This window comes from Aurantimonas coralicida DSM 14790 (assembly GCF_000421645.1).
Lineage (GTDB): Bacteria > Pseudomonadota > Alphaproteobacteria > Rhizobiales > Rhizobiaceae > Aurantimonas > Aurantimonas coralicida.
In genome coordinates this window covers 61,197-80,863 of sequence record NZ_ATXK01000006.1, presented here as the reverse complement: position 1 = coordinate 80,863, position 19,667 = coordinate 61,197, and the positions used below count along the sequence as shown (strand labels likewise).

Below are 19,667 nucleotides of genomic sequence, written 5' to 3'. Positions count from 1 at the left end.
CTCCGACGCTGGTCGGATGCGTTCGGCGCTTGAGTATTGGAACTGGCAGCATGCTGGCAAGGGGAAGCCGGTCGCAGGCACGGCGCGAGGCGCCCGCCCTGCTCAGGCTTCGAGCGTTTCCAGCCCGTCGTCCCCGGCCAGGATCACGGTGTTCGCCATGCCGAGGAACAGCCCGTGCTCGACCACGCCGGGCACCGCGAACAATGCCTGCGAGAGGGCTTCTGGATCGCCAATGCGGCCAAAAGATGCGTCGAGAATCAGGTGGCCGTTGTCGGTGATGAAGGGCTCGTCGCCGCTGCGCCGCAGGATCATGACGCCTTCCAGCCCGAGCCCGGCCGCCGCCTTGCGGATGGCCAGATAGGTGGCGATCATGCCGAAACCGTTGATCTCGATCGGCAGCGGAAAGGCGCCCAGCGTCTCGACCTTCTTGGAGGCGTCGGCGATCACCAGGAAGCGCTCGGACGCGGCCGCGACGATCTTCTCGCGCAGGAGCGCCCCGCCCCCGCCCTTGATCAGCCGCAGCGAAGCGTCGACCTCGTCGGCGCCGTCGATGGTGAGATCGAGCTCCGGCACGGTCTCCAGCGTCTCGGTCGGCACGCCCAGCTCGGCGCACAGCGCCTCGGTGCGGTTCGAGGTCGTCACGCCGACGATCTTCATGCCGTCGCGGACCCGCTCGGCGAGCACCCGCACGAAGGCTTCGGCAGTCGAGCCGGTGCCGATGCCGAGGCGCATGCCGTCCTCGACATGGGCCAGCGCAGCCTCGCCGGCCATGGTCTTCAGTGTCGCCGAATCCGTCATGGGCGTTCAATCCTCCGCTTGCGCCTTCGAAGCGTCTAGACGGTCCGGCCGGGACTGTCGATGTCACGGCCCGGCCGGCTGCCCGCCAGGCTTGACCTTGCAGACGCGGATTGCGAAGCAAACGCCGATCCGCGGCGCCAGCGCCAGTTCCCGTCACCCGCAAGGACAGATCATGACCGGCATCGCCGTCTTCGACCTCGACGGCACGCTCGTCGACACCGCCCCCGATCTCGCCGCGAGCCTCAACCATTGCCTCGCCGCCGCGGGCATGGCGCCGATGCCGCTCGACGTCGTGCGCCCGCATGCCGGCCATGGCGCCAAGGTGATGCTGCGCGAGGCCTATCGCCGCGACGGCCGCGACCTCGGCGAGGCCGAGATGCGCGATCAGGTGACGCGCTTCATCGCCTATTACCAGGACCATATCGCCGACCAGTCGCGGCTGTTTCCCGGCGTCCTCGAATCGATGGACCGGCTGGAAGCCGCCGGCATGCGGCTGGCGGTCTGCACCAACAAATACGAGCGGCTCGCCGGCCTGCTGCTGAATGCGCTGGCCGTCGCCGATCGCTTCGCCGCGATCTGCGGCGCCGACACATTTGCCCGGCGCAAGCCCGACCCGCTGCATCTCCGCGAGACGATCGCGCTGGCCGGCGGGCGCTCCGACCTGTCGGTGATGGTCGGCGACACGGTGACCGACATCGACACCGCGGTGGCCGCGGGCGTGCCCTCGGTGCTGGTGGATTTCGGCTATGCGCCGGACGCGGCGGCAAGAGCCCGCGCCAGCGTCATCATCGAGGATTATGCCAGCCTCGATATCGGCCTCGTGGAACGGCTCGTCGCCAATGCGGGTGAGGCAACGCGAACGAAGCCGTGAATGGCGGTTGACGCGGGCCAAGAAGCGGCACTATATCGCGGCGTCCCCGACGCGGCTCACCGCGCCGGCTGGGGCGCGTAGCTCAGCGGGAGAGCACCTCGTTCACACCGAGGGGGTCACAGGTTCAATCCCTGTCGCGCCCACCATACACAGCAGGGGTTTGCGGCCTCTGGTACCAGTCACCCAAAATCCACGACGACCGTTACGACGACGGAAACGTGCCCGGCGATGACCTTCACGCCACCTTTTTCCGTCGTCCTGCCTGCCGGGTGAACATCTCCCCGACCTCTTTATTGGCGTCGGGATGGTGGTGCCCGTAGACCTTGATCAGCGTCTCACGAGACATCGACAGGAAATGCGCGATCTCGCCGATATCCCCGCCCGTCCACATCAGCCAGGTCGCCGCAGTGTGTCTGAACGTATGCCGGACGAACGGGTGATCGGGGCCGAACACCGCGATCATTGCCCTCGACAACGCCTGCTTCGGATCGGAGGGTTTCCCTCGGTACTGGACGAGGTAGTTCCTGGACTTTGCCCACCGGCGGAGATGCAAAAGAAGCCGAGGCGGGATTCGGACGGATCCGGCCCGTTTCGTCGGTGAGACCTTCTCCCCCTGCGCGGCGCGGTAGAAGACGCCGTCGTCGACATCGATCCACGGCAGCCCCTCTTCCCGATGGAACGATGCCTGCCAGACCCGCTTTGAGCGCGTCCCTGTGTAGATCGCCATCAACACGAACGGCACGATATGCCGCAAGGCATATGCCTTCGTATCCTTGTTCCCCTGACGCACTCGGGTCCGGTAGAGGTACCAGATCAACGCAGCAGCCTGATCACGGGTGAAATAATCAACCCTCGCCTCGGACGGGTTTGGCAGCGACACCTTGACGTGATCACGGCACAAGGCGTCCGCGGCGTACATATTGACGGCCGATCGCAGGTCTTCCAGTTCACGCCGGGCCGCACTTTCGGAACCCCGATGCTCGACGTACTCAGCGCACGTCGCCCGGCTGATGTCGGCCAGCGTCTTGTCGCCCCAGAACTCTGTCAGGAAGCGCAGCCGGGCGGCCAGTTCGTTCGGGCGAGCGACATCGCCCTTGTGCTTGAAATAGTGGACCAGGACGTCCGGGATCAAACACTCCTCGGACGTCCGCTTCAGGACTGGCTTGGCCTTCGACCGTCGCTCGAGGAGATAGTCCTCTAGGGCCTGCTCGGCGCCTCGAACATCCGCAACGCGGCAGCCCGTGCTAGTGCGGCGTCCGCCGTCTTTGATGTACCAAGTGGCGTGCTGCCGGATCGTGCCGTCATCGTTTCGCTTTTCGGGCATGAGCCAGAGATGGGCGGGCTTGGCCGGACGCGGCATGTATTTCTCCACTCAATGATGCCGCGACGGGTGACGAAGATGGTTCGCCCGATCCGCTCGGCCGGCAACTCGCCTCGGTTGATCGCGCCCCGCAGGACCTTCTCGCTCCAGGCCATGCCGATCTCCGGCAGATACGGCGCCATGGCGAGCTTCACCGGCTCGTCGAGACCAGCGTCCTCGAGATCAGCGATGTCCTGGAGATTCGGGAGTTTCTCGATCCCGACGATCAATTCGAATCGTGCCATGCCTCCAGTTTCCTCATCGTCAGGAAAGTCGCAACTGCGGCAGCATCATAAGGTTAAGAAATCGGGGACTTGCGGATCGCGGCCTGAACTTTCGACCCTGAAATCCGATGTTTCGACCCAAGGTTTCGTCGATGTTGGGTCGAAAGGTTGTGCAAAACAGGGGTGCGGCTGGGTCGAAACCCCTCAGTCCTCGGTAGCCCCGTCATCGGTCGCCTTGCCCAGGAGGCTGGCGTGGTACTTCTTCAGCCGATCGAAGTGCGCGTCCATGGCCCGGGCGATCTGCTTCGAGCTTTTGACCGTCAGAAAATGATCGACGATCCTGGCGTAGTGGTTCGCCTGTCGAGGAAGGCGTTGGGCGGGATCTAGCCGCTCCTTCAGATCGTCGTCTGACAAGACCTGAACGACCTGAGACGGCGTAGGGACGTCGCCTGCGCTCTTGGTCTTCACCGGAGTCGTGCCGTTCACCAGCTGTGACTTCGGGTCGTAGTGATGGATCAGCCTGCTTTCCAGCGGACCGATCTCGCTCCTGGCGCTGACAGGGAACGCCCAGACGTAGGCGACTTCCCATACGTCCAGCTGCCGGTTCCCGATAATATCCGACCTGGCAGACGTCAGATGGCGATTGACGCGGGCGCGGATGCCGTCGGTGGACTGACCGACATAGATCGGCACGTTGTCCAGGTCCGCGAGGATGTAGACGCCGATCTGGTTCGTCAGGTTCTTGAGCGCCTTCGCCCGGTAGGCGATCGCTGGAACGGCGGATGCGGCCTTGGCCACTACGATCTCTGCAACGGCGTGGGACGATCGTTCCGCTGCACGACGATCCCGCCTCGCTTGACGGTCGTCGTCCGCGTCAGCTCCGCGCCCGTGTATGCGACTTCGAAGGCGACGGAATGAAGGTAGGCGTCAGATCCGCCAAAGCATTCGTGGAACGCCTTCAGGATGCCGACGTCCTCGATGCCCTGCGGGGCCGGAGCAGGATTGTTCCGTGGGCTGGGGATGGTGCCGGGGAAGAGGTAGATGCACGGGGGCGGCAATTCGAACGGCCCCACCTGGGTCAGCGGAGCCCCGTTCGCGGCCTTCGGACACGGGCGACTGATGGTCCCGCAAAGCCAGTCCCAGATGATCAGCCCGTCGACCACCTGGTTCCTGGAGACGATCTCGGCCCCGAGTCTCGTATGAATTCCCGACCAGGCGTTGTGGCGGGGATCCGCCCCCTGGTTCGAGCAGACGGACCACAGGATGAACTCCTGGACGTGCGGTGGCCGCTCGAAAATGTTCGTGTTGTTGCCGTCCAGACAGCCCTTCAGCTCGATTGCCGACTTCCGTCCGTTGTTCAGGGTGACGACGTAATCGTGCCGGTTCGCCTCGCCCGCCGATTCCCAGTCCTGGATGTGGTGGGTGTCCTGCATGTGGTTCAGGACGCGTTGGACGAAATCCCGCTTCTCCCGCATCGTCGCCGAGAACTGCCCGCGGATGCGTTCGATCGCCCCACGGAACAGCCCGCCCTGATAGAAGTCCTTCTCGTCCAGGCCGTGGCTGCCCAGGTTGTGGGATTCCGTCTTCAGGACTTCCGAGAATTCCTCGATCAGCTTTCCGAGCCTAGCGTTGCGCTCGCAGGGTATCGATGGGGGCTTCACGCTTGGCGGCAACACCGGCCTCCGCATTCAACAGCGGTTCGAAGAGGTGCCTGGCGAGATGCCTGACGACGGGAACCGCGACTCCGTCACCGGTCAGGTGATAAGCCTCGTTGTACCGCTTCGGCAACCGGTAGCTGTCGGGAAGCCCCATCAGTCGCGCCGTTTCCCGCGACGAGATCAGCCGCGACCGCACCAGATCGCCATCGACGACGACGATGACCTGACGGCTAGATCCGCCGGCCGGCGTCCGCAGGCATCCCGACACGTCGTCGAACCGGATCTCGGCGCGCTGGACCTTCACTCCGTTCTCGTCGAGGCGGGTGCGCTTGTAGACGCCGCCGACCATCCGACGCCCGGAGCGCCTCGCGGCATCCATCTTGGCCGCATTGCCTGCGGACATCATCCGCAGCAGCTTGGCCGTCTCCTCCACGGTGTGCCACGGCACGTCGGCCGGCTCGTCCTCGATGAGGTCGGCGAAGGTCGATGAGCGGATCGGCGGCGTCGGCAGGTTCCACCAGATCCAGCGGTCGGCAGCTTCGCCGGACAGCAGCGACTGCGACGAGACGATCTTCTTCGTGTGGAAGGGGCCGACGGGCACGGGCGACGTCAGCGAAGGATCGATCTCGATATCTTCCCGGACGCCCACAACGAACAGCCGGGGCCGCGACTGGGGCACGAAGAGCGATGCGTCGATGACGACCGCGCCGTAGCGATATCCCGCCGCAGCGAATGTCTCGCAGATCGCCTCGAAGTCCTTGCCGCCGTGCGAGGTCAAGGTGCCGACGACGTTCTCCAGGGCGACGACCCGGGGTGCCCGACCCTCGGCCCGGAGCAGGTTCATCTTCTCCCAGAACGGATAGAAGGTCCCGGAACGCTCGCCCCGAAGGCCAGCGCCGCCGCCGGCGAGAGAGAGGTCCTGGCAAGGGAAGGATGCCCAGGCGAGATCGGCCTCGCCAGGCAGTAGGTCAGGACTGACTGACCGCACGTCGCCGACGAACAGCTCGTTCTCGGCGCCCCAGTTGTGCTGGTACGTCATGCCCTTGCGGGCGTCGAAGTCGTTCGCGAAGGTGCACTGCCAGCCATCGCCGAGTCCGGCCCGGGCCATCCCCGCCCCGGCGAAGAACTCATAGAAGGTCGGCTTGTGCGACATGCGGGGCATCCTGCGTTTACGATTCGTTTTCATTGGAAGATACGCCACGTTCGTTGTGATGAAAGCATTTCAGGAAAAGATTCATGACCCGTTGCCATCGCGCAGCGAAATCATGCGGCGTGTCGGTTCCAAGGACACCACGCCCGAGATCGCGGTCCGGAAGGCGCTCTGGGCCGCCGGCCTTCGGTACCGGCTGCACCGGGCCGACCTGCCGGGCAAGCCGGACATCGTCCTGCCGTCCCGCCGTATCGCGATCTTCGTCCACGGCTGCTTCTGGCATCGGCACGAAGGGTGCCGGCGTGCCCGGATGCCGGCGACCAGGCAGGAATACTGGGTGCCGAAGTTCGAGCGGAACGTGGCCCGGGATATCGCCAACGAGACCGCCTTGCGTGACCTGGGGTGGGACGTCCGGATCGTCTGGGAGTGCGAGACGAAGCCGGGCCAGCTCGCGGAATTCGTGCAGGACATCATCAGTCGAACAAAGCTTCGATAGCGTCCAGGTCACCCTCATCAGCCTCCACTACCGGCCCCAGCGCCCTCTCCTCCTCCCAGGCCCGCCGCCGAACCGGGATCGCATGCTCGTTCACCTGTGCCGCGACCTGACCTCGGATCGACGCCTTCACCGCCTGCGCCAGTGTGTCGTGCTCCCACACCACCAGCCGGTCATCGCTGACTTCGACGACGACGCCGTAGTTCCGGCCGGAATCCGTCGACCTTCGCTTGTAGTGGACCCAGCCCCATTCGAGGGCATCGTAGACCCTGATGCCGGAAGCGTCCCACGTCCATGCATGCGCGGATGCGATGTCGAGGTAAGCGATATTCCGCTTCGCCTCAGCGCCGTTCTTGCCACGACAGACCGCCTGCCATGTTCGGAGATTGCTTCCCGGCTGGTGGAATGGGCGAAACCGCCGGCCGGCACCGGCCAGGACGATGCCATCGTCGGGGTAGATGTCGCCGTCCCGGGACCAGGCCAGCGGATCGACGATGACAGGGCGGTCGCATGCCTCGCGATCGGCGTCGAGGTAGCCGGAGTCGGACTGCGCCGGCAGGAGGCGGAGTTCGTAGATGTCGGCCATCAGGCGGCATCCTTCTTGACCAGCTCGTTGACCTCCTTCTCGAGTAGGTCCGCAGCCTCGTCCTCGCCCCGCAGACGATTGACCACCGACCAGAGGGCATTGCTGCATCGGTTGTAGCGATCCAGGTCCGGCATCGAGACGCCAGCCCAGTTGGCGAGTTCGACGGCATGGTCCATCATATTGAGGGCGCGCCTCTGATCGACCGAGATAGTACCCCATCCCATCTCGGTCGGCGTCTCTTCCTCAGCCTTGGTATCGGCCACGCACCCCTCGGCCAGCGCCGACCGGATCATTTCCGCGGACGCATTCTGTGCCGCAAGAGCGCCGGCCCGGTCGATCACCGCCCGCAGCCTGTCGATCTCGCGCCTGGCCGCCACCCTCTCCTCGGCCTTGGCGAACGCCTGCCGATACATCGCGCCGTCCTCCACCACGTCGGCGATCGGCGGCGACAGCTCTTTCTCGATCGCTTCTACGAAATCCGGGATCGCATCGGGCGACGCCGTAGCGATCTCGACTGGAAGGAACTTGACGACGAACCCCGAGGACACGTTCCACCCCGGCTTCCCGTCGATGATGGTCCGTCCAAGCGTATATTCGTCGAGACGGACTTCGGCTTCCTCGATGAGCCATTCTTCGCTCTGTTTGACCCGGTCGTCATCGAAAGCTTCGAAGCCGCCCGTTCCGAGAAAGGCATCGAGGATGGCGCGAGCCATCTCTTCGGGCGTGTGCGATCTGTCCTGATCTTCGAGACCGAACACCGCCAGCGTCGCGTCCCTGATCTCCTCATCGGACGCCGCCTTATCCCGGTCGTCGGCCCGTCGGCGTTGAGCACCGGTTCTTTTGTTCCACGGCAGGAAGGCCGCTAGCCTATCCAAGGCCGGCCACGTCCCGTCGAACATGATCGCCCGATCGTCGATGGTGACGACGGCCGGCGGCTTCTTGTCGACGACCCGGATGGCCTCGAAGATCGCCCGACTGTCGAATTCTCCGTCCTGGACGAGGAAGTCGCCGTCGATCCGGCTCGGTGCCGACCCCATGATGTGCTTCGCGAGCCACTTCTTGATCGCCTCGATCCCCGCCGGATCGGAGCACCTCGAAGAATGAACCACGACGTCGAACCGACCGTCCTCGACGAGGCGGCGCAGGAACGCCATCGCGCCCGGCACCGGGCCGTCGGCGATCTTGTCGCAGCCCTGCCAGCCACTGCTGTAGGAATGAAGGACGCCGTCGAAATCGAGGCAGATCAGCTTCTTGTGTGCCATGTGTCAGGCCTCCTTCGCCTGTCGAGTTTCCATGAGATGTTGGCGTTCGGCTTCGAACCGGGCGAGCTTCTCCTGCCCGCGCTGGACGGTTTCGAACGCAGCGATGAGCCCGTCCTTCGTTGCTGCGATCCTGTTGTCCAGATCACGGATGCGAGGGTTCAGGGGCGTCGGCTCCCTTCGCTTCATCGCCATCAGGCAGCCCTCCCCGCCGACGCGCCGCCGGTCTCGGTGTCCCCGGCCTCGCCGAACCTCTGCCGCCCACGATCAAGAAGATCCGCGACCGCCTGGCGATACCCGTCGCGCCGACCTTCCTTGTAGTGGTCGTTGATCTCGCCGGCGGCGGCGATCGACTTCACCACGGCGCACGGCAGGCACTGATACGATCGCTTGTCCCCATTGAATCTGCGAGCGCAGCTCCTGCACACGACGTTGTACCGCCCCGGTGAGAAGCCTCCCAAAGGGAATTCGACGCCCCTCTTCCGGAGTTCGTCGACCATCGATGCTGCAGAGGTGTCGGGGATGATGTCGCTCATTATGCCCTCTTTACTGGATAAAGGGGCGCAGGACCGCCCTTCGGCTGATGTCCGCCTACCACCTTGGCTTCCGGCCCTCCGGAGCGCAGGAACCGCATGACGTCCGACCGGATCTCCCGAGGCGTCGTCGGACGGATGCCGATGAGCTGGCAAGTCAGCCAGTAAATCGGGTAGCCAGCGATGAAGATGCCCGCGGCGATCGTGGCGAGCCCGAGGAAGGCCGGCCACCCGATCGCGAGGATCATCGCGAACACCAAATCGGTCTTCGTCTTCTGACAGATGGCCGTGGCGACGGCGCCGACGACGAGGTGGGCGGTGGCGAGATAGAGGAAGCCGGTCATGCCGCCTTCCCGGCATTATACGCGGACCGGAGGGTTAGGAGCATCGACCACCTGTGCTCGCTGTGGCACTCGCTCTCAGTATCGAGAGTGCCGTCCACCGGCAGGAGTTTCTGCGGGATGAAGAGGTGGCCATTGGCAACAAACCAGCCGCAGACTCCGCCAGTGGGATCATTGGCGCGGGAGATCGTGCCCAGCTTGCCGAAGGTGTGCTGGATATCCTCCTCGACGAGTTCGATCTCGCGGGCGTCGAGGCGGGAAGCGATCTCGGCTTCGGCCAGGGGCTTCGTTTCGGTGGTCATAAGGATTCCTTCTCCTGTCTGATCTGTGCCGCCCAGGGGCCTTCGTCGCCCGCGGTTTCGGCATGTGCGTTGTCAGTTTCCCAGATCGCATGAAAGCTGCAAGCGATCGGAGCGATCTGGGAGGTTGGGTCAGGCGGCGGCTTCGTCGATGGCCCGCACATCGTACGTCTCCACCAGCTCGACGATGTCGTCATCGGTGATCGTCTCGGCATCGAGCGGAAGATCGTCGGTGACCCGAGCGACGCAATCGTAGACCTCGAGGTCGTTCGGGTCCGTCTTGGCGAGACGGAGATCGGGGCGCTGCTCCTTCATGTTGGCTTCGAACGCAGCGATTGCCGCCCTGTCATTCGCGTGGTCGCTAATGTCGTAGAGTTCGTAGCCCGAGCCGGCCTCTGCAGTTCCTGTCGCGTAGCGTGGCATGCTTCTCTCCTTGGGTTTCGCCGCCGTCTATCGGTCGGCAGTTTCGATGGGGCGGTAAGTGACGACCCGGCGGAGGCCGAGACCGTCGAGGATCCTGTCGCCGGGATCGCGGCGGCCAAGGATAACGTCGCCCACGTACTGGGGCGAGACGCCGTGTTCCCGAGCCCAGGACTGCTGCGATCCGGCGTCGGCGCAGGCCTGGCGGAGGAGGTTGCGGACGCCGGCGGCGGTCATGCGGCCTCCTCTTCGTCTTCGGGTTCATCGCAGAGCCGCAGCCAATCCGCGTATCCGGTGTCGAGGACGACCCACTCCGTCCGCCCGTCCCGAGCCCTGACGCGGGCGGTGTATTCGCCGCATGCTGGGCATCGCCAGACTGCGCCAACATTCATCTGGTCGGCATCGACGGTCTCTTCCCGGCCGCAGCGGCAGGCCATGATGTGCTGGATGTTCATGCCGCGAGCCCCCGTCCCCGAACATCGTACGTGATCTCCACATCCCCATCGCGAGGGACCAAGACAACGCCGTCCCTGACCGGGACGTCCAAGACCTCGCCGTCGGAATATCGGAGACGGGCCATCCCGGCCGGAGCGGGATTCTGAAGGTGGTGGATGTTGATCGCTGCCGTCGAAGACTTCAGTGCGTTCCGCATCTTCATGCCGCGAGCCCCCGTTCCCGCAAGAACCGGGGCACCACCCGTCCCTTCCTCGTCGGCTTCTCCACCGGCGCGGCGATCGCCACCTCGACCTGGGCGGCCTCCTCGGCTTCGATCTCGTCGTCGTCCAAGAATCTGGCCGACTCCTTCACCGGCACAGGCTTCTCCTCGACCGCAATAGGCGCCTCGATGGCCGGCTCGATCGGGCCATCGTGTTGAGTAATGCGCGCCCACATTTTGCGGCATTTCGAGACGTCGTCGGCGTTGTAGGTGAGGATGTCGTCGTACCTGCCAGCGTCCCAGATTTCCGCGACCTGGGAGCCATCGATGTCCGCTTTGCCACCGAGGCCGAGGATGCGTCCCAGGCGGTCTTGAGAGATGAACTTCGTCGGCCCTTCCCAGGCGGTCATCGTATCGAAGACTTCGGGGCTCCAAGGCCTGGCGTGGATCGGCCACCAGTGGGGGACGGGGATGCCGAGGACGATTGCTCGCTTCCAGAGCCATCTCAGGTCGAAACCAAGGATATTGTGTCCCGTCAGGACCGCGCCTGCGACCTCTTTGTAGAAGCTGTCGGCTTCGGCGAAGAATCCCGAAATCAGCTCGCGTTCGATCTCGATGTCCCAGCCGGCCGGGCCAGCAGTGTGGGAGCCGACAACTTCCCCGTCCGCTTTCGCCCAACAGATCGATGCAAGCCGTCCGAGGCCGCCGTCCAGGCTGGTTTTGCGGACCACCTCGAGGATGGCGGCCGGCTTTTCGTTGGCTTCCCAGGCCGCGATCGTCTCGGGCTTCTTCATCGTCGCCGGATGCGTCACCCCGGCGGTGATGTCGGCGATGATGTCGGGGTCGAGCGTGGGAAGGGTCTCGAGATCGAAGAAAAGTTTGTCGTCGATCATGCTGCCAGCTCCTGGTCAGCAGCGATTTCGCGCCAATGCGTCGGCCCGAATCCCCGGCTCTCATCCCAAGTGAACAGATTGCCCCGGGCGACCCACATTCCGCGGTGAGTGCCTACGATGAAATTACGGAATGCCGGGTCCCACCTCATTTCGAACGGCCCTTCCCCGTTGGCCAGCACTTCGATGTATGTGCCGTCCCGCGGCGCGGTAGCGATGTCTCGAAAATCGTTCATTTGTCGGCCTTTCTTCGCCCCGGCCGGCTCTCTGCCTTACCGGTAATGGAATGCTGTGATTGATAATCAGGCGGCTTCCTGCAGCCGGCGGACGGATGGACGGACGCGGATCGCGCAGCAGATCGTCGAGTGATCGCGCTGAAAAAGCCTGGCGATCTTTTCGTACGACCAGCCGAGAGACCGGAGGCGGAGGTATGCCTGCTGCCGGGCTGGGTAGTGCAGCTTGCGCCCGCGGCGGGAGAGCAGGGTCCGGGTGTCGATGCCGTGATCAGCTGCGACGGGCGCCAGCAGCTGCAGAGTGCGGTCGCGAGGAGTCATGCTGCCGACCTTCTGCCCGCCCGGCTCCAGGGCGACACAGCACCGATCGCGGCGCGCCGGTTATCTACAGCAGAGGGCGTCCGGTAGAGCATCGCTGCGATCTGACGCGATGTAGCGCCCTCTTCGACCAGCTCTTTGATCAGGGCGTCGTCCTCATCTGTCCATCGAGTGTCGCTCTTGAGATCCAGTCCGGCGGCAGCAATCTCGATCTGCTGCACGATGACGTCCTCGTCGAGGCCGACCTGCCGCGAGATTCTGGAAACTCGCCAGCCCTGGCGGTGGAGTTCGGCAATGCGGTCGCGCTGATTCCAAGTGAGATGCGGGCGGACCCGGATACGGCTCATCCGTGTCGACGCCGCCAGCGACGAGATGCCGAGCGCTTTGCCGATTGCCGCCGGAGACGCTCCCGTGGCAGCGAGGCGGCGCAGCTCTTCGTCGAGTTCAGGTGTCCATTCGACTTTGATCGGGGTCATCATGCCACCACCTCATTCGACTTCGTAACGATGTCGATGATCGCGAAACGAATGTTGTCCCAATCCAAATCATCGAGTTCGTTGGCGAAGGTCGCGATCATCGCCGCTGCCTTGTGCCCCGCGGTGCTGCCAGGGCGGACTTCGTAACGGACGGGGTGGCCGTCAGCACCGGCCTCGGCCCACCCATGAGCCAGTCGGCAGCGCTCTTCGATGGTGAGGACGCAAGGCTCGACGAGTGCGGTGACGAGATCGATCGTCACTGGCGTCTTCCCCGACTCGGCGAAGAACAAGCTGCGCTTCCCGATCCCGGTTTCGGCTTCCCAGTCGTTTGCAGTCATGCCGCGCCCCGCTCTGACAGACGCGTGTGCTTTTCCGAATGCTGTTTTCATCTCCAGGCCTCTCTTCGCCTTACCCGAGATCACCAACCGCGCTTTTCGCGACGCTTCATCATGAGATTGCCGATCGCATGCGCTGTCTGCGTCAGAGTTGGTGCGTCATCGAGGAACGCCGGCCGCCGGGGCGACGGACGCTCGCCATCGCCCTTCTTGGCGTCCTTTTCGGTGTTCTGATTGCTGTCGTTTTCTGTCGTCATCGCTACGCGCGCCGCTCGCTATCGTGAATGTTGTATTCACAGATTGCCTGATTCGCTGGCCGGTTCAATAGCACGCCTTAAGACGATCTCCTTTTGACCCGCCTTTTTGAGCGCCTCTATGCTCACCGGCTCAACAAACATTGGGGCTGAGAGCAAGCAAACTTTTTTTTCGTCATACTCCCCGTTGCGGCTTTCATAAGCGGACTTCACGATCTGGGATGTCAAGATCCGGGACTTCATTAGAAAACTGGAATAAATTCGGAGGTAGGAATGGGAAAGATCGGGAGTTTCCTCAAGGCGATCATGAGGGCACTGCGGGCGACAGTGCTCGTTCCGGTCGCGGTCGCCGGCGGTGTCGAATGGATCTGGAGGTCGGTGTTCGGTGGCCCCGCACCAGAATTCGACACTGAGATTGTCGAGGTGCCGGACGCCAAGGAGGCGATGGCGGTGTCTTCCCTCACTGACGATCAACGAGACAGAGAGAGGTCGGCCCGGCAAACGGCTATCGCGCATGCGGCGCTGACCAGACTCGTGAAGCAGGCCTGCGACCTCATCGACGACGGGCGGGAACTCGACGATGCCTTCTTCGACGAAACCCACGACAGCACTTGGATCCTGCCTTGGGTCCGGAGCCTGACGGATGGCGACAGGCGCACGATCCGGCATATGCCGGAGGCAACGCTGCTAGGTCACCTGTCCGGACACCGCGAGCTGCAGTGCCTGCCGTCGTACCAAAACATCGATCTAGCAGCCGCCCAGGAACGGCTCGAGGCGATGCGGGAGGCGGAGAGGACACGCGGCTGGACTACTTGGGATCACTACTGCGAGCTGGTCGACGAGGCAGTCGAAAGGGACGACATCCACCTGATCGATCGCCGTGCGCTGTGGGTCGAGGCGCAGCGTCGGGCCGGCGTGCCGGAAGACGAGATCGACGACTATGGAATCTAGCGCTTGCTGGACTGCAGTGCGGTCAGTGCCGCCCGGTTCGCCGCGGCCAGTCGCCGGCGCAGGACCTCGTTCTCGTCGGCCAGGTCGTTTGCGCGCGTGGTCTCGCTCCGCAGGGCTGCGATCAGGCGGTCGATGCTGCCACGCGAAGTCTGGCGGATGACACGGATGCGCTCCGGCTGCCGCTGACGGCTCCCGGTCGCATTCGCGGCACCGACCAGCGCCGAGAAAATCCCTGCTTCCATTCCGTGGATGAAATTACGCATTCCCAGGCCTCCATCGCCGTGTGTGCCCACATCGGAGCATGAAATCATGAACAATTCGATAAAGAGGAAATCCCCTTCCCAGCGCCGGGCGGACGCCGCAGCCAGGACGGAGAGGTGGCGGCAGCAGAATCCAGGCCGGCCTGACCCGCGGCTGGTCGACAGGATGATTCTGGAAGCGCTCTTCCATGTCCTGAGTGAGGCTCCTGGCATGACGCTGGATGCCGGTAGTCTTATCACGGAGACCGTCGATGCGGCCGTTGCGGGTCTGAAGCGGAAGGGGGTGCGCGGTCGCGATGCCCGCCAGGCGGTCGGCCGGCGGATCGGCGATCATCAGGACGGGCGATGTGTCCGTGCCGCACTGAGTGAGAAAGCCATGTGGCGGGATTTGGAGGCGACCCGGATGGATACGGTGTGACACCACAACCCTGCCGACCGCTACGTTAGTCCGACGCACGGGGTGACACGAGATAGCACTTGACACCCGTCACAAAATGTTGGAGTGTAGCGTCAGACGCGACGGAGAGCACTGGCGATGAGGCCTACCGCCCCTCGCGTTCGTTGAACCAGCCCAGGCCCTCGGCAACCCCTTGCCGGGGGCCTTTTTCATCAGCGACGAAAGGAGATGATCGATGCCATCACACAATGTCCTTGCAGCCACTCGCGGCGACTTAAATCTCACCGGGGGACGGGCCGCGATCGGCGACGGCCGGTTCGTGTCCGCAGCTACTCTCACGACCGTCACTGGCAAAGACGATCGGTGCCGGCCGACGCTGGAAGCGATGGTGCACGATCCGGCCGCCGGTCGTGTCTTCCGCGCCTCGATCACCTATCTCGAGGATGGATTGCAGATCCCAACGCCCGGCTATCCTGACGATGCGGCGTTCGAAGCGTGGGTTGATCGTCATGGCGAGGTCGCGAACCGCCTGACCAAGGCCCGCGAAGCAGTCCGTCGGGCCATCGCAAGTGGCGTGGTGGTCCCTCGTCCTCGCGAGGCGGTCTATGACACCGCGAGCCGGGTGCCGGCGGCGGCCGAGGGTGGCGATGACAACGCCTGATCCACTGATACTCTTTCGGTCATTGATATCGCTGTGTGGCCTGACCCAGGCAGAAGTCGGCGAGGTTCTCGGTAGAGACCACAATACCGTGAGGCAGAAAGCATCGGGTCACAGGCCGGTGGTCGAACGGGATCTGCAAGTCCTGGCGGATTTGTGGCGTCGCATCGACTCCGGCGACCCGGGACTCGACGGGCGGCCGGCGGACCAGGCGGCGACCATCGCCTGGGTCAGGGCGAGGACGCCGTCGACCGAATGACGCCAGATGACATCGACGAGATGCAGAAGCCGCCCGGTCTCCCCTGGGCGGCCTCCTTGATTCTCGGGGTCACCCGACCGGTCAGGGGCCGTCGTGTTTGATCACGTCGGGGTCCGTCGCCGACCGGTCGAAATCAGGGACACCGCTCTTGCCGTCCTTCTTCCTCTGGTCCTGTTCCTTGTCGTCCGTGTCGGCAGCAGCCGGCTCGTCGCCATCCCATTTCCTGCGTTCTTCTGGCATGCCTACCTCCTCTTTCTCGGGAGGGAAGGCCGAGGACGGGGCGATCGTTCCCCATCGTCCATTTTGGCGTCCAACCGTCCAACGAAATGGACGTCCATTAAATGGAGAATGGATGGCGCGATGGAGGTCATTTGGACGCTCCATGACCCTCCATCAGCCCCTACAATTACTGGGTTTCTCCAACGGGATTTCCATCGACGACGATGGACGGATGGAGCGTCCAAATTCGTTGTTTAGAGAGCCTCTAAAGTGGCGTTTTTCGCCGTCCATGGTTGGACCGCCGCCGTTGGACGGATGGATGCCGATTTGGACGCTCCATCGTGCTCCAAGAACCCCTGTGGCGCAGGGGCTGCACCATCTTCGGGAATGGTCGTGGATGGAGGATTTGGAGCAAATACGGGGTATGCCGATGCAGGGATACGGGGTGACGTGGCAGATGACTTAAGAGATCGGATGACCATGCGATCACCTATAGCTGACGGGATCGACCGAAACGCCTCGAAGCTGCCATCCGATCACTTAAGCGATGCGACATACGCGCGTACGGGATTTATCTACTACGGAGTAGTAGATGACTAATACCTATCTATGATTCTTGATTCTGACAGTTGGTCTCGCCTCCGGCGAGCCCAGGGTGCGCCTACCACTCTACCGTGGCGGAGGCTGAGACGGGGGACATCGTGGGCGCTGCGCGCCAATCCCATTCGCTCTCACTCCTGGTCGAGGTTTATCACCGAACGTCGCCTGGAGATAGTCCGGAGAGGCAGAGGCGGTTCAGACGAACCCAATCCTCCCACCCTGGCCGGGGATAGCCGGAGAGATCTGTCGTCGGCGCTCCCCGAAAATAAATTTCGTCCCGCCTAACCGTCAGAACCGCCCCGTGTGGCGCTTAGTCCGCTCGGATGGCTCCGCACTCGCCGACGGCCCGACCTTGCCACCAGAGACCCCAAATTTCGCGTCTCAGGTGGTCATGGCAATCGCATCGCGGTTCCGTCCCGTCCCGACCACCGCCCGAAATCGATGAGCTTGATCAATGCGTTAAGAGGTCTCATCTTTGTCGTGTCGGACAGGAACGACGGACAGGAGACCAGATGCGACCGAAGCGATACGACCCTACGCCCAACCACGTTCTCGTCGATGAGAACGACGCGGCGACGATTCCCCAGGACGTCCTCGAAGGACTCACCGAGAACGGCGTCGAGTGGCTGGAAGCCGGCACCGATGACCTGCGCGTCGGCGACGTCATCCGCGTCCGCCAGTGCCTGCCCGTCGTCGCCGGACGGGGGTCGCACGGGCAGCCCGTCTTCGAGAAGACGGCCGGCTACAACCATAGGCAGGTGAAGGTCCGGCGCGAGTATCTGGCGGTCGGAGAGGTCCAGAGGGTCTACAGGAAAGCGACCAGGACGCCTGGCAAGACGGTCTTGATGGTGCAGTACGGCTTGGTCTGGGACTGCGATCACGACAAGCTGTCGAGGGTCTCGAACGGGTTCGCACAGAAGACCGTTATCGAGGGGAATGCCAAACCGATCGGCAAGCGGCAGTTGGAGGTCCGCCGGCTGCGCGGATCCGGTCCGACGAGAGAGGAGCGGGCAGAGATCGACGCAGAGACCCACAGCCGGCTGGCTAGGGCTGGCATGTTCGCGAATCTCTGGGAGACGGTCCCGACTTCGGCGATCGTCCTCTCTGGCAATCCGTACATCGACGAAGACAAGCGCACGGTGGTCACCATGACCGACATCGAGGCCTGGCTTGACGGGTCTGTCGAACCACCGGCCTGGGCGATGAACGTCCTGATCAAGCAGCGTGAGAAGCACGACGATGGCGATCTCCCCGCCGGTCTGGCTGCTGCCGTCGATGCGACCCCGACCGAGGTTCCGCCAGCGGCCAAGGTCGAGACGCCTCAGGAGCCGGTGGTGGAAGCCCATCCCGCCCCAGTCGCGGATGTCGAGGATGCCCCGGCGATCGACGAGGACGTGCAGGATCCCCTTCGGGACGACGATATCCAGGCACCGCCGGAGGGCGATGAATTCGGCATTCCGGCGACTGTCTCCCTTCCTGACGAGTACCCGGTCAACCCCGATGAGGATGACAGCGAGGACAGCGACGACGATATGGAGAAAGCGGCATGACTGACGATCGACAGCTGCCGCTTTTCCCTACGGAACAGCCCTCGCCTCACGCGTGCGGCCGTGCTATATCTGGCACACGCGCCGCATGCGGCGTCTATCAGAACCTGACTGCGCCGGCCGAGGACACCCCTCGCGCCGGCGATCTTTTTGCGTTGTCCCCTTATTACCAGTCGCTCTATCGCTTCCATGCCCAGTTCGGGGAGACCGAGGGACTGTGGGAGGAGCTGGTGGAGGAGCAGCGAGCAGCGGAAGCATACGAAGCCCAGAAGGCCGAAAAGGCCGCCGCCCGGGCCGAGGCAGACCGCATTGCCGGCGAAGCAGAGGCCAAGCGTCAGGCGGCTAGCCAAGCCGCATGGGCCGAGTACGCAGTCTTCCGCGAGGATGCCGTCGCCTACCTCTACAAATAATCTCACGACACCCCGTGAAAAGGGGCCACTGCACATGATCGGATCCCCGCTACACAGGCGGGGACGGCATGATCCGGGACGACACCTTAATCGACATTTCTGGGCTGGACGAGCTGGAACTTCGGTTCCAGGCGCTCGGGAAATATGCTTTTGCGGACGCCTTGCAGACCGCCGTCAACGATGTCGCAACGGCGTCCGTCCGCCAGATGGAAGGGCGCTTCGAGCGGAATATCGAGGGCGGCCCTTCCAGATTCACGAAAATCCGTCCGGGCAAGAAGTCGTCGTCCGTTGTGGCGAACACAAGGAAGGGCGCGACCAAAGGCGTTGCCGAGGCCAGCGTCAGTGTCCGCCCCCTCCAGGCGAAATATCTGCAGTTCATGCTCGGCGAGCGCGACGAGAGAGAGCCCGGCATCGCTGGTGTGGCTGACTCCTACAATTTCATTCCGGTCTTCGAGCACCTGAAGGCCTTTGGCATCAGGAAGACGAAGGCCGGCGGCCTGCCCCGCAATGCTCTCTCCAAGCTTGTGGCGAAGGCCAAGCAAGGCCAGGTCGGCGATGTTGAGAGAGAGCGTGGGCCGGACGGAAAGCTCCTGGCGACAGAGACAGGCGATCGGACGGCCGGCGCTCCCTTCTTCGGTCGTCCTCGTCGTAAGGACGGATCGCTCGGCCCCCTCGCCTTTTGGCGGCGCGGCAAGGACCGGGGGCACAGGCCCCTGCCCCTCGCATTCGCTGTCGAGGAGAGCGATTACGGCAGGAAGGATTATCTCGTCCCCTCCTGGAACAAGTCGGTCTCCCTCGCCACCGATGGACTGCAGGACAGGCTGAGAGAACGTCTCGAAGAGATCCTGGCCGACATGAGGCTGGAGAGGACGGCACGGGCTGCGAGGAAGAACGCCAATGCCCGTGGCGAACGCAAGAGACTGCAGGAGTGGAAGGCTCAGGAAATAGCCGCCGGCAGGTTGCAACCGTCCAAGAAGGGACGGAAGAAGGGATCGAAGAACAAACCCAAGGTGACGCCATGAACGCCCACAAACGAGGGGCTGGAGGGGCGTCGAGAGGCCGGGGGACCCCACGACCTATACAACCATGCGGGGAAGTTCGCGCCTATTTCCTGTCGCTACTTATAGAACAAAAATTTTTCACCCCGCAGCACCCACAGGTTTCGACCGGCATTTGGCGACCTCCCCTCTCCGTAGGAGAGGGCTGTCCCGGA

The 19,667-nt window shown here is 63.7% G+C and carries 31 protein-coding genes and 1 tRNA gene; 9 read left to right on the top strand and 23 right to left on the bottom strand.

Features of this window, described 5'->3' with window-relative positions; genetic code table 11:
- Nucleotides 1–102 precede the first annotated feature (102 nt).
- Nucleotides 103–798 carry a ribose-5-phosphate isomerase RpiA gene (rpiA, locus tag H536_RS0113950; protein WP_024351064.1) on the bottom strand — a complete coding sequence of 232 codons (696 nt, stop codon included), beginning with the start codon at nucleotides 796–798 and terminating at the stop codon, nucleotides 103–105.
- A gap of 172 nt (nucleotides 799–970) precedes the next feature.
- Here rpiA and H536_RS0113945 point away from each other — a divergent pair, with 172 nt between their 5' ends.
- Nucleotides 971–1,669, top strand: a complete 699-nt coding sequence (locus tag H536_RS0113945; RefSeq protein ID WP_035695020.1) for an HAD-IA family hydrolase — start codon at nucleotides 971–973, stop codon at nucleotides 1,667–1,669.
- A 71-nt stretch (nucleotides 1,670–1,740) separates the two neighbouring features.
- A tRNA-Val gene (locus H536_RS0113940) sits at nucleotides 1,741–1,815 on the top strand.
- Nucleotides 1,816–1,904: 89 nt separating this feature from the next.
- Here H536_RS0113940 and H536_RS0113935 read toward each other — a convergent pair.
- The 5 genes from H536_RS0113935 to H536_RS0113920 form a co-directional block, all read right to left on the bottom strand.
- Nucleotides 1,905–2,801, bottom strand: a complete 897-nt coding sequence (locus tag H536_RS0113935) for a site-specific integrase (RefSeq protein WP_024351062.1) — start codon at nucleotides 2,799–2,801, stop codon at nucleotides 1,905–1,907.
- Nucleotides 2,802–2,866: 65 nt separating this feature from the next.
- Nucleotides 2,867–3,274 carry a MerR family transcriptional regulator gene (locus H536_RS24785; RefSeq protein ID WP_024351061.1) on the bottom strand — a complete coding sequence of 136 codons (408 nt, stop codon included), beginning with the start codon at nucleotides 3,272–3,274 and terminating at the stop codon, nucleotides 2,867–2,869.
- 183 nt (nucleotides 3,275–3,457) lie between these two features.
- Nucleotides 3,458–4,051 carry a GIY-YIG nuclease family protein gene (locus H536_RS0113930; RefSeq protein ID WP_024351060.1) on the bottom strand — a complete coding sequence of 198 codons (594 nt, stop codon included), beginning with the start codon at nucleotides 4,049–4,051 and terminating at the stop codon, nucleotides 3,458–3,460.
- Nucleotides 4,051–4,926 (bottom strand): hypothetical protein, encoded by an 876-nt coding sequence (locus H536_RS0113925; RefSeq protein ID WP_244495441.1) that lies wholly within the window; start codon nucleotides 4,924–4,926, stop codon nucleotides 4,051–4,053. Before H536_RS0113925 ends, H536_RS0113930 begins: the two co-directional genes overlap by 1 nt.
- On the bottom strand, nucleotides 4,877–6,064 hold the full coding sequence (locus tag H536_RS0113920; RefSeq protein WP_024351058.1) for a DNA cytosine methyltransferase: 1,188 nt from the start codon (nucleotides 6,062–6,064) through the stop codon (nucleotides 4,877–4,879). Before H536_RS0113920 ends, H536_RS0113925 begins: the two co-directional genes overlap by 50 nt.
- Here H536_RS0113920 and H536_RS0113915 point away from each other — a divergent pair.
- On the top strand, nucleotides 6,063–6,557 hold the full coding sequence (locus H536_RS0113915) for a very short patch repair endonuclease (protein WP_244877512.1): 495 nt from the start codon (nucleotides 6,063–6,065) through the stop codon (nucleotides 6,555–6,557). The two genes, H536_RS0113920 and H536_RS0113915, sit on opposite strands and share 2 nt — an antisense overlap.
- Here H536_RS0113915 and H536_RS0113910 read toward each other — a convergent pair.
- The 15 genes from H536_RS0113910 to H536_RS0113830 all read right to left on the bottom strand — a co-directional run bounded on the left by H536_RS0113910 (nucleotide 6,535) and on the right by H536_RS0113830 (nucleotide 13,381).
- A complete protein-coding gene (locus H536_RS0113910) occupies nucleotides 6,535–7,140 on the bottom strand; it encodes a hypothetical protein (RefSeq protein ID WP_024351056.1) in 606 nt (201 codons plus the stop codon). The genes H536_RS0113915 and H536_RS0113910 overlap by 23 nt on opposite strands.
- Nucleotides 7,140–8,402, bottom strand: a complete 1,263-nt coding sequence (locus H536_RS24780; protein ID WP_024351055.1) for an HAD domain-containing protein — start codon at nucleotides 8,400–8,402, stop codon at nucleotides 7,140–7,142. The genes H536_RS0113910 and H536_RS24780 overlap by 1 nt, the downstream gene beginning before the upstream one ends.
- A gap of 3 nt (nucleotides 8,403–8,405) precedes the next feature.
- Complete coding sequence (locus tag H536_RS0113900; RefSeq protein WP_024351054.1) at nucleotides 8,406–8,594, bottom strand: hypothetical protein; 189 nt, start codon at nucleotides 8,592–8,594, stop codon at nucleotides 8,406–8,408.
- Complete coding sequence (locus H536_RS0113895; protein ID WP_024351053.1) at nucleotides 8,594–8,935, bottom strand: hypothetical protein; 342 nt, start codon at nucleotides 8,933–8,935, stop codon at nucleotides 8,594–8,596. Before H536_RS0113895 ends, H536_RS0113900 begins: the two co-directional genes overlap by 1 nt.
- Nucleotides 8,935–9,276, bottom strand: coding sequence for a hypothetical protein (locus H536_RS0113890; protein ID WP_024351052.1), 342 nt, complete (start codon nucleotides 9,274–9,276; stop codon nucleotides 8,935–8,937). Before H536_RS0113890 ends, H536_RS0113895 begins: the two co-directional genes overlap by 1 nt.
- Complete coding sequence (locus H536_RS0113885; RefSeq protein WP_024351051.1) at nucleotides 9,273–9,575, bottom strand: hypothetical protein; 303 nt, start codon at nucleotides 9,573–9,575, stop codon at nucleotides 9,273–9,275. Before H536_RS0113885 ends, H536_RS0113890 begins: the two co-directional genes overlap by 4 nt.
- Before the next feature lie 129 nt (nucleotides 9,576–9,704).
- A complete protein-coding gene (locus H536_RS0113880) occupies nucleotides 9,705–9,995 on the bottom strand; it encodes a hypothetical protein (protein WP_024351050.1) in 291 nt (96 codons plus the stop codon).
- A gap of 27 nt (nucleotides 9,996–10,022) precedes the next feature.
- Complete coding sequence (locus tag H536_RS22665; RefSeq protein ID WP_024351049.1) at nucleotides 10,023–10,229, bottom strand: helix-turn-helix domain-containing protein; 207 nt, start codon at nucleotides 10,227–10,229, stop codon at nucleotides 10,023–10,025.
- Complete coding sequence (locus H536_RS0113870) at nucleotides 10,226–10,447, bottom strand: hypothetical protein (protein WP_024351048.1); 222 nt, start codon at nucleotides 10,445–10,447, stop codon at nucleotides 10,226–10,228. Before H536_RS0113870 ends, H536_RS22665 begins: the two co-directional genes overlap by 4 nt.
- 199 nt (nucleotides 10,448–10,646) lie before the next feature.
- Nucleotides 10,647–11,540: a 3'-5' exonuclease family protein gene (locus H536_RS0113860; protein ID WP_024351046.1), complete on the bottom strand. Its 894-nt coding sequence runs from the start codon at nucleotides 11,538–11,540 to the stop codon at nucleotides 10,647–10,649.
- The gene (locus tag H536_RS0113855; protein WP_024351045.1) at nucleotides 11,537–11,773 is read right to left on the bottom strand and encodes a hypothetical protein; all 237 of its coding nucleotides are present in this window, start codon (nucleotides 11,771–11,773) and stop codon (nucleotides 11,537–11,539) included. The genes H536_RS0113860 and H536_RS0113855 overlap by 4 nt, the downstream gene beginning before the upstream one ends.
- A gap of 66 nt (nucleotides 11,774–11,839) precedes the next feature.
- Nucleotides 11,840–12,091, bottom strand: coding sequence for a helix-turn-helix domain-containing protein (locus H536_RS0113850; RefSeq protein WP_024351044.1), 252 nt, complete (start codon nucleotides 12,089–12,091; stop codon nucleotides 11,840–11,842).
- A complete protein-coding gene (locus H536_RS0113845; RefSeq protein WP_024351043.1) occupies nucleotides 12,088–12,567 on the bottom strand; it encodes a helix-turn-helix domain-containing protein in 480 nt (159 codons plus the stop codon). The genes H536_RS0113850 and H536_RS0113845 overlap by 4 nt, the downstream gene beginning before the upstream one ends.
- A complete protein-coding gene (locus tag H536_RS0113840; protein ID WP_155898495.1) occupies nucleotides 12,564–12,953 on the bottom strand; it encodes a hypothetical protein in 390 nt (129 codons plus the stop codon). Before H536_RS0113840 ends, H536_RS0113845 begins: the two co-directional genes overlap by 4 nt.
- Nucleotides 12,954–13,192: 239 nt before the next feature.
- Complete coding sequence (locus tag H536_RS0113830; protein WP_155898494.1) at nucleotides 13,193–13,381, bottom strand: hypothetical protein; 189 nt, start codon at nucleotides 13,379–13,381, stop codon at nucleotides 13,193–13,195.
- 45 nt (nucleotides 13,382–13,426) lie between these two features.
- On the opposite strand from H536_RS0113830, the gene H536_RS0113825 reads away from it, so the two are divergent.
- On the top strand, nucleotides 13,427–14,104 hold the full coding sequence (locus H536_RS0113825; protein WP_024351040.1) for a hypothetical protein: 678 nt from the start codon (nucleotides 13,427–13,429) through the stop codon (nucleotides 14,102–14,104).
- Here H536_RS0113825 and H536_RS0113820 read toward each other — a convergent pair.
- Nucleotides 14,101–14,367: a hypothetical protein gene (locus H536_RS0113820; protein WP_155898493.1), complete on the bottom strand. Its 267-nt coding sequence runs from the start codon at nucleotides 14,365–14,367 to the stop codon at nucleotides 14,101–14,103. The genes H536_RS0113825 and H536_RS0113820 overlap by 4 nt on opposite strands.
- A 163-nt stretch (nucleotides 14,368–14,530) precedes the next feature.
- On the opposite strand from H536_RS0113820, the gene H536_RS0113815 reads away from it, so the two are divergent.
- On the top strand, nucleotides 14,531–14,782 hold the full coding sequence (locus tag H536_RS0113815) for a hypothetical protein (protein ID WP_156421799.1): 252 nt from the start codon (nucleotides 14,531–14,533) through the stop codon (nucleotides 14,780–14,782).
- Nucleotides 14,783–14,996: 214 nt separating this feature from the next.
- Nucleotides 14,997–15,422 carry a hypothetical protein gene (locus H536_RS24430; RefSeq protein ID WP_155898492.1) on the top strand — a complete coding sequence of 142 codons (426 nt, stop codon included), beginning with the start codon at nucleotides 14,997–14,999 and terminating at the stop codon, nucleotides 15,420–15,422.
- A 337-nt stretch (nucleotides 15,423–15,759) separates the two neighbouring features.
- Here the strand turns inward: H536_RS24430 and H536_RS24425 are convergent, their stop codons facing one another.
- Nucleotides 15,760–15,918, bottom strand: coding sequence for a hypothetical protein (locus H536_RS24425; protein WP_155898491.1), 159 nt, complete (start codon nucleotides 15,916–15,918; stop codon nucleotides 15,760–15,762).
- 1,091 nt (nucleotides 15,919–17,009) lie between these two features.
- Between H536_RS24425 and H536_RS0113795 the strand changes: the two genes are divergently transcribed.
- From H536_RS0113795 to H536_RS0113785, 3 genes are all read left to right on the top strand, one after another.
- Nucleotides 17,010–18,047: a hypothetical protein gene (locus H536_RS0113795; protein WP_024351035.1), complete on the top strand. Its 1,038-nt coding sequence runs from the start codon at nucleotides 17,010–17,012 to the stop codon at nucleotides 18,045–18,047.
- Nucleotides 18,044–18,454, top strand: coding sequence for a hypothetical protein (locus tag H536_RS0113790; RefSeq protein WP_024351034.1), 411 nt, complete (start codon nucleotides 18,044–18,046; stop codon nucleotides 18,452–18,454). The genes H536_RS0113795 and H536_RS0113790 overlap by 4 nt, the downstream gene beginning before the upstream one ends.
- Before the next feature lie 68 nt (nucleotides 18,455–18,522).
- Nucleotides 18,523–19,476, top strand: a complete 954-nt coding sequence (locus H536_RS0113785; protein WP_024351033.1) for a hypothetical protein — start codon at nucleotides 18,523–18,525, stop codon at nucleotides 19,474–19,476.
- The last annotated feature ends 191 nt before the right edge of the window (nucleotides 19,477–19,667 follow it).

What these genes read in the sequence shown, in the direction of transcription:
- H536_RS0113840 (WP_155898495.1), bottom strand. Translation starts at nt 12,953, where the DNA reads ATGAAAACAGCATTCGGAAAAGCACACGCGTCTGTCAGAGCGGGGCGC.
- rpiA (WP_024351064.1), bottom strand. Translation starts at nt 798, where the DNA reads ATGACGGATTCGGCGACACTGAAGACCATGGCCGGCGAGGCTGCGCTG.
- H536_RS24430 (WP_155898492.1), top strand. Translation starts at nt 14,997, where the DNA reads ATGCCATCACACAATGTCCTTGCAGCCACTCGCGGCGACTTAAATCTC.
- H536_RS0113815 (WP_156421799.1), top strand. Translation starts at nt 14,531, where the DNA reads ATGATTCTGGAAGCGCTCTTCCATGTCCTGAGTGAGGCTCCTGGCATG.
- H536_RS0113785 (WP_024351033.1), top strand. Translation starts at nt 18,523, where the DNA reads ATGATCCGGGACGACACCTTAATCGACATTTCTGGGCTGGACGAGCTG.
- H536_RS0113910 (WP_024351056.1), bottom strand. Translation starts at nt 7,140, where the DNA reads ATGGCCGACATCTACGAACTCCGCCTCCTGCCGGCGCAGTCCGACTCC.
- H536_RS0113945 (WP_035695020.1), top strand. Translation starts at nt 971, where the DNA reads ATGACCGGCATCGCCGTCTTCGACCTCGACGGCACGCTCGTCGACACC.
- H536_RS0113870 (WP_024351048.1), bottom strand. Translation starts at nt 10,447, where the DNA reads ATGAACATCCAGCACATCATGGCCTGCCGCTGCGGCCGGGAAGAGACC.
- H536_RS24425 (WP_155898491.1), bottom strand. Translation starts at nt 15,918, where the DNA reads ATGCCAGAAGAACGCAGGAAATGGGATGGCGACGAGCCGGCTGCTGCC.
- H536_RS0113790 (WP_024351034.1), top strand. Translation starts at nt 18,044, where the DNA reads ATGACTGACGATCGACAGCTGCCGCTTTTCCCTACGGAACAGCCCTCG.
- H536_RS0113880 (WP_024351050.1), bottom strand. Translation starts at nt 9,995, where the DNA reads ATGCCACGCTACGCGACAGGAACTGCAGAGGCCGGCTCGGGCTACGAA.
- H536_RS0113890 (WP_024351052.1), bottom strand. Translation starts at nt 9,276, where the DNA reads ATGACCGGCTTCCTCTATCTCGCCACCGCCCACCTCGTCGTCGGCGCC.
- H536_RS0113915 (WP_244877512.1), top strand. Translation starts at nt 6,063, where the DNA reads ATGCGGGGCATCCTGCGTTTACGATTCGTTTTCATTGGAAGATACGCC.
- H536_RS0113860 (WP_024351046.1), bottom strand. Translation starts at nt 11,540, where the DNA reads ATGATCGACGACAAACTTTTCTTCGATCTCGAGACCCTTCCCACGCTC.
- H536_RS0113820 (WP_155898493.1), bottom strand. Translation starts at nt 14,367, where the DNA reads ATGCGTAATTTCATCCACGGAATGGAAGCAGGGATTTTCTCGGCGCTG.
- H536_RS24785 (WP_024351061.1), bottom strand. Translation starts at nt 3,274, where the DNA reads ATGGCACGATTCGAATTGATCGTCGGGATCGAGAAACTCCCGAATCTC.
- H536_RS0113885 (WP_024351051.1), bottom strand. Translation starts at nt 9,575, where the DNA reads ATGACCACCGAAACGAAGCCCCTGGCCGAAGCCGAGATCGCTTCCCGC.
- H536_RS0113900 (WP_024351054.1), bottom strand. Translation starts at nt 8,594, where the DNA reads ATGGCGATGAAGCGAAGGGAGCCGACGCCCCTGAACCCTCGCATCCGT.
- H536_RS0113850 (WP_024351044.1), bottom strand. Translation starts at nt 12,091, where the DNA reads ATGACTCCTCGCGACCGCACTCTGCAGCTGCTGGCGCCCGTCGCAGCT.
- H536_RS0113825 (WP_024351040.1), top strand. Translation starts at nt 13,427, where the DNA reads ATGGGAAAGATCGGGAGTTTCCTCAAGGCGATCATGAGGGCACTGCGG.
- H536_RS0113855 (WP_024351045.1), bottom strand. Translation starts at nt 11,773, where the DNA reads ATGAACGATTTTCGAGACATCGCTACCGCGCCGCGGGACGGCACATAC.
- H536_RS22665 (WP_024351049.1), bottom strand. Translation starts at nt 10,229, where the DNA reads ATGACCGCCGCCGGCGTCCGCAACCTCCTCCGCCAGGCCTGCGCCGAC.
- H536_RS0113845 (WP_024351043.1), bottom strand. Translation starts at nt 12,567, where the DNA reads ATGATGACCCCGATCAAAGTCGAATGGACACCTGAACTCGACGAAGAG.
- H536_RS24780 (WP_024351055.1), bottom strand. Translation starts at nt 8,402, where the DNA reads ATGGCACACAAGAAGCTGATCTGCCTCGATTTCGACGGCGTCCTTCAT.
- H536_RS0113895 (WP_024351053.1), bottom strand. Translation starts at nt 8,935, where the DNA reads ATGAGCGACATCATCCCCGACACCTCTGCAGCATCGATGGTCGACGAA.
- H536_RS0113795 (WP_024351035.1), top strand. Translation starts at nt 17,010, where the DNA reads ATGCGACCGAAGCGATACGACCCTACGCCCAACCACGTTCTCGTCGAT.
- H536_RS0113920 (WP_024351058.1), bottom strand. Translation starts at nt 6,064, where the DNA reads ATGTCGCACAAGCCGACCTTCTATGAGTTCTTCGCCGGGGCGGGGATG.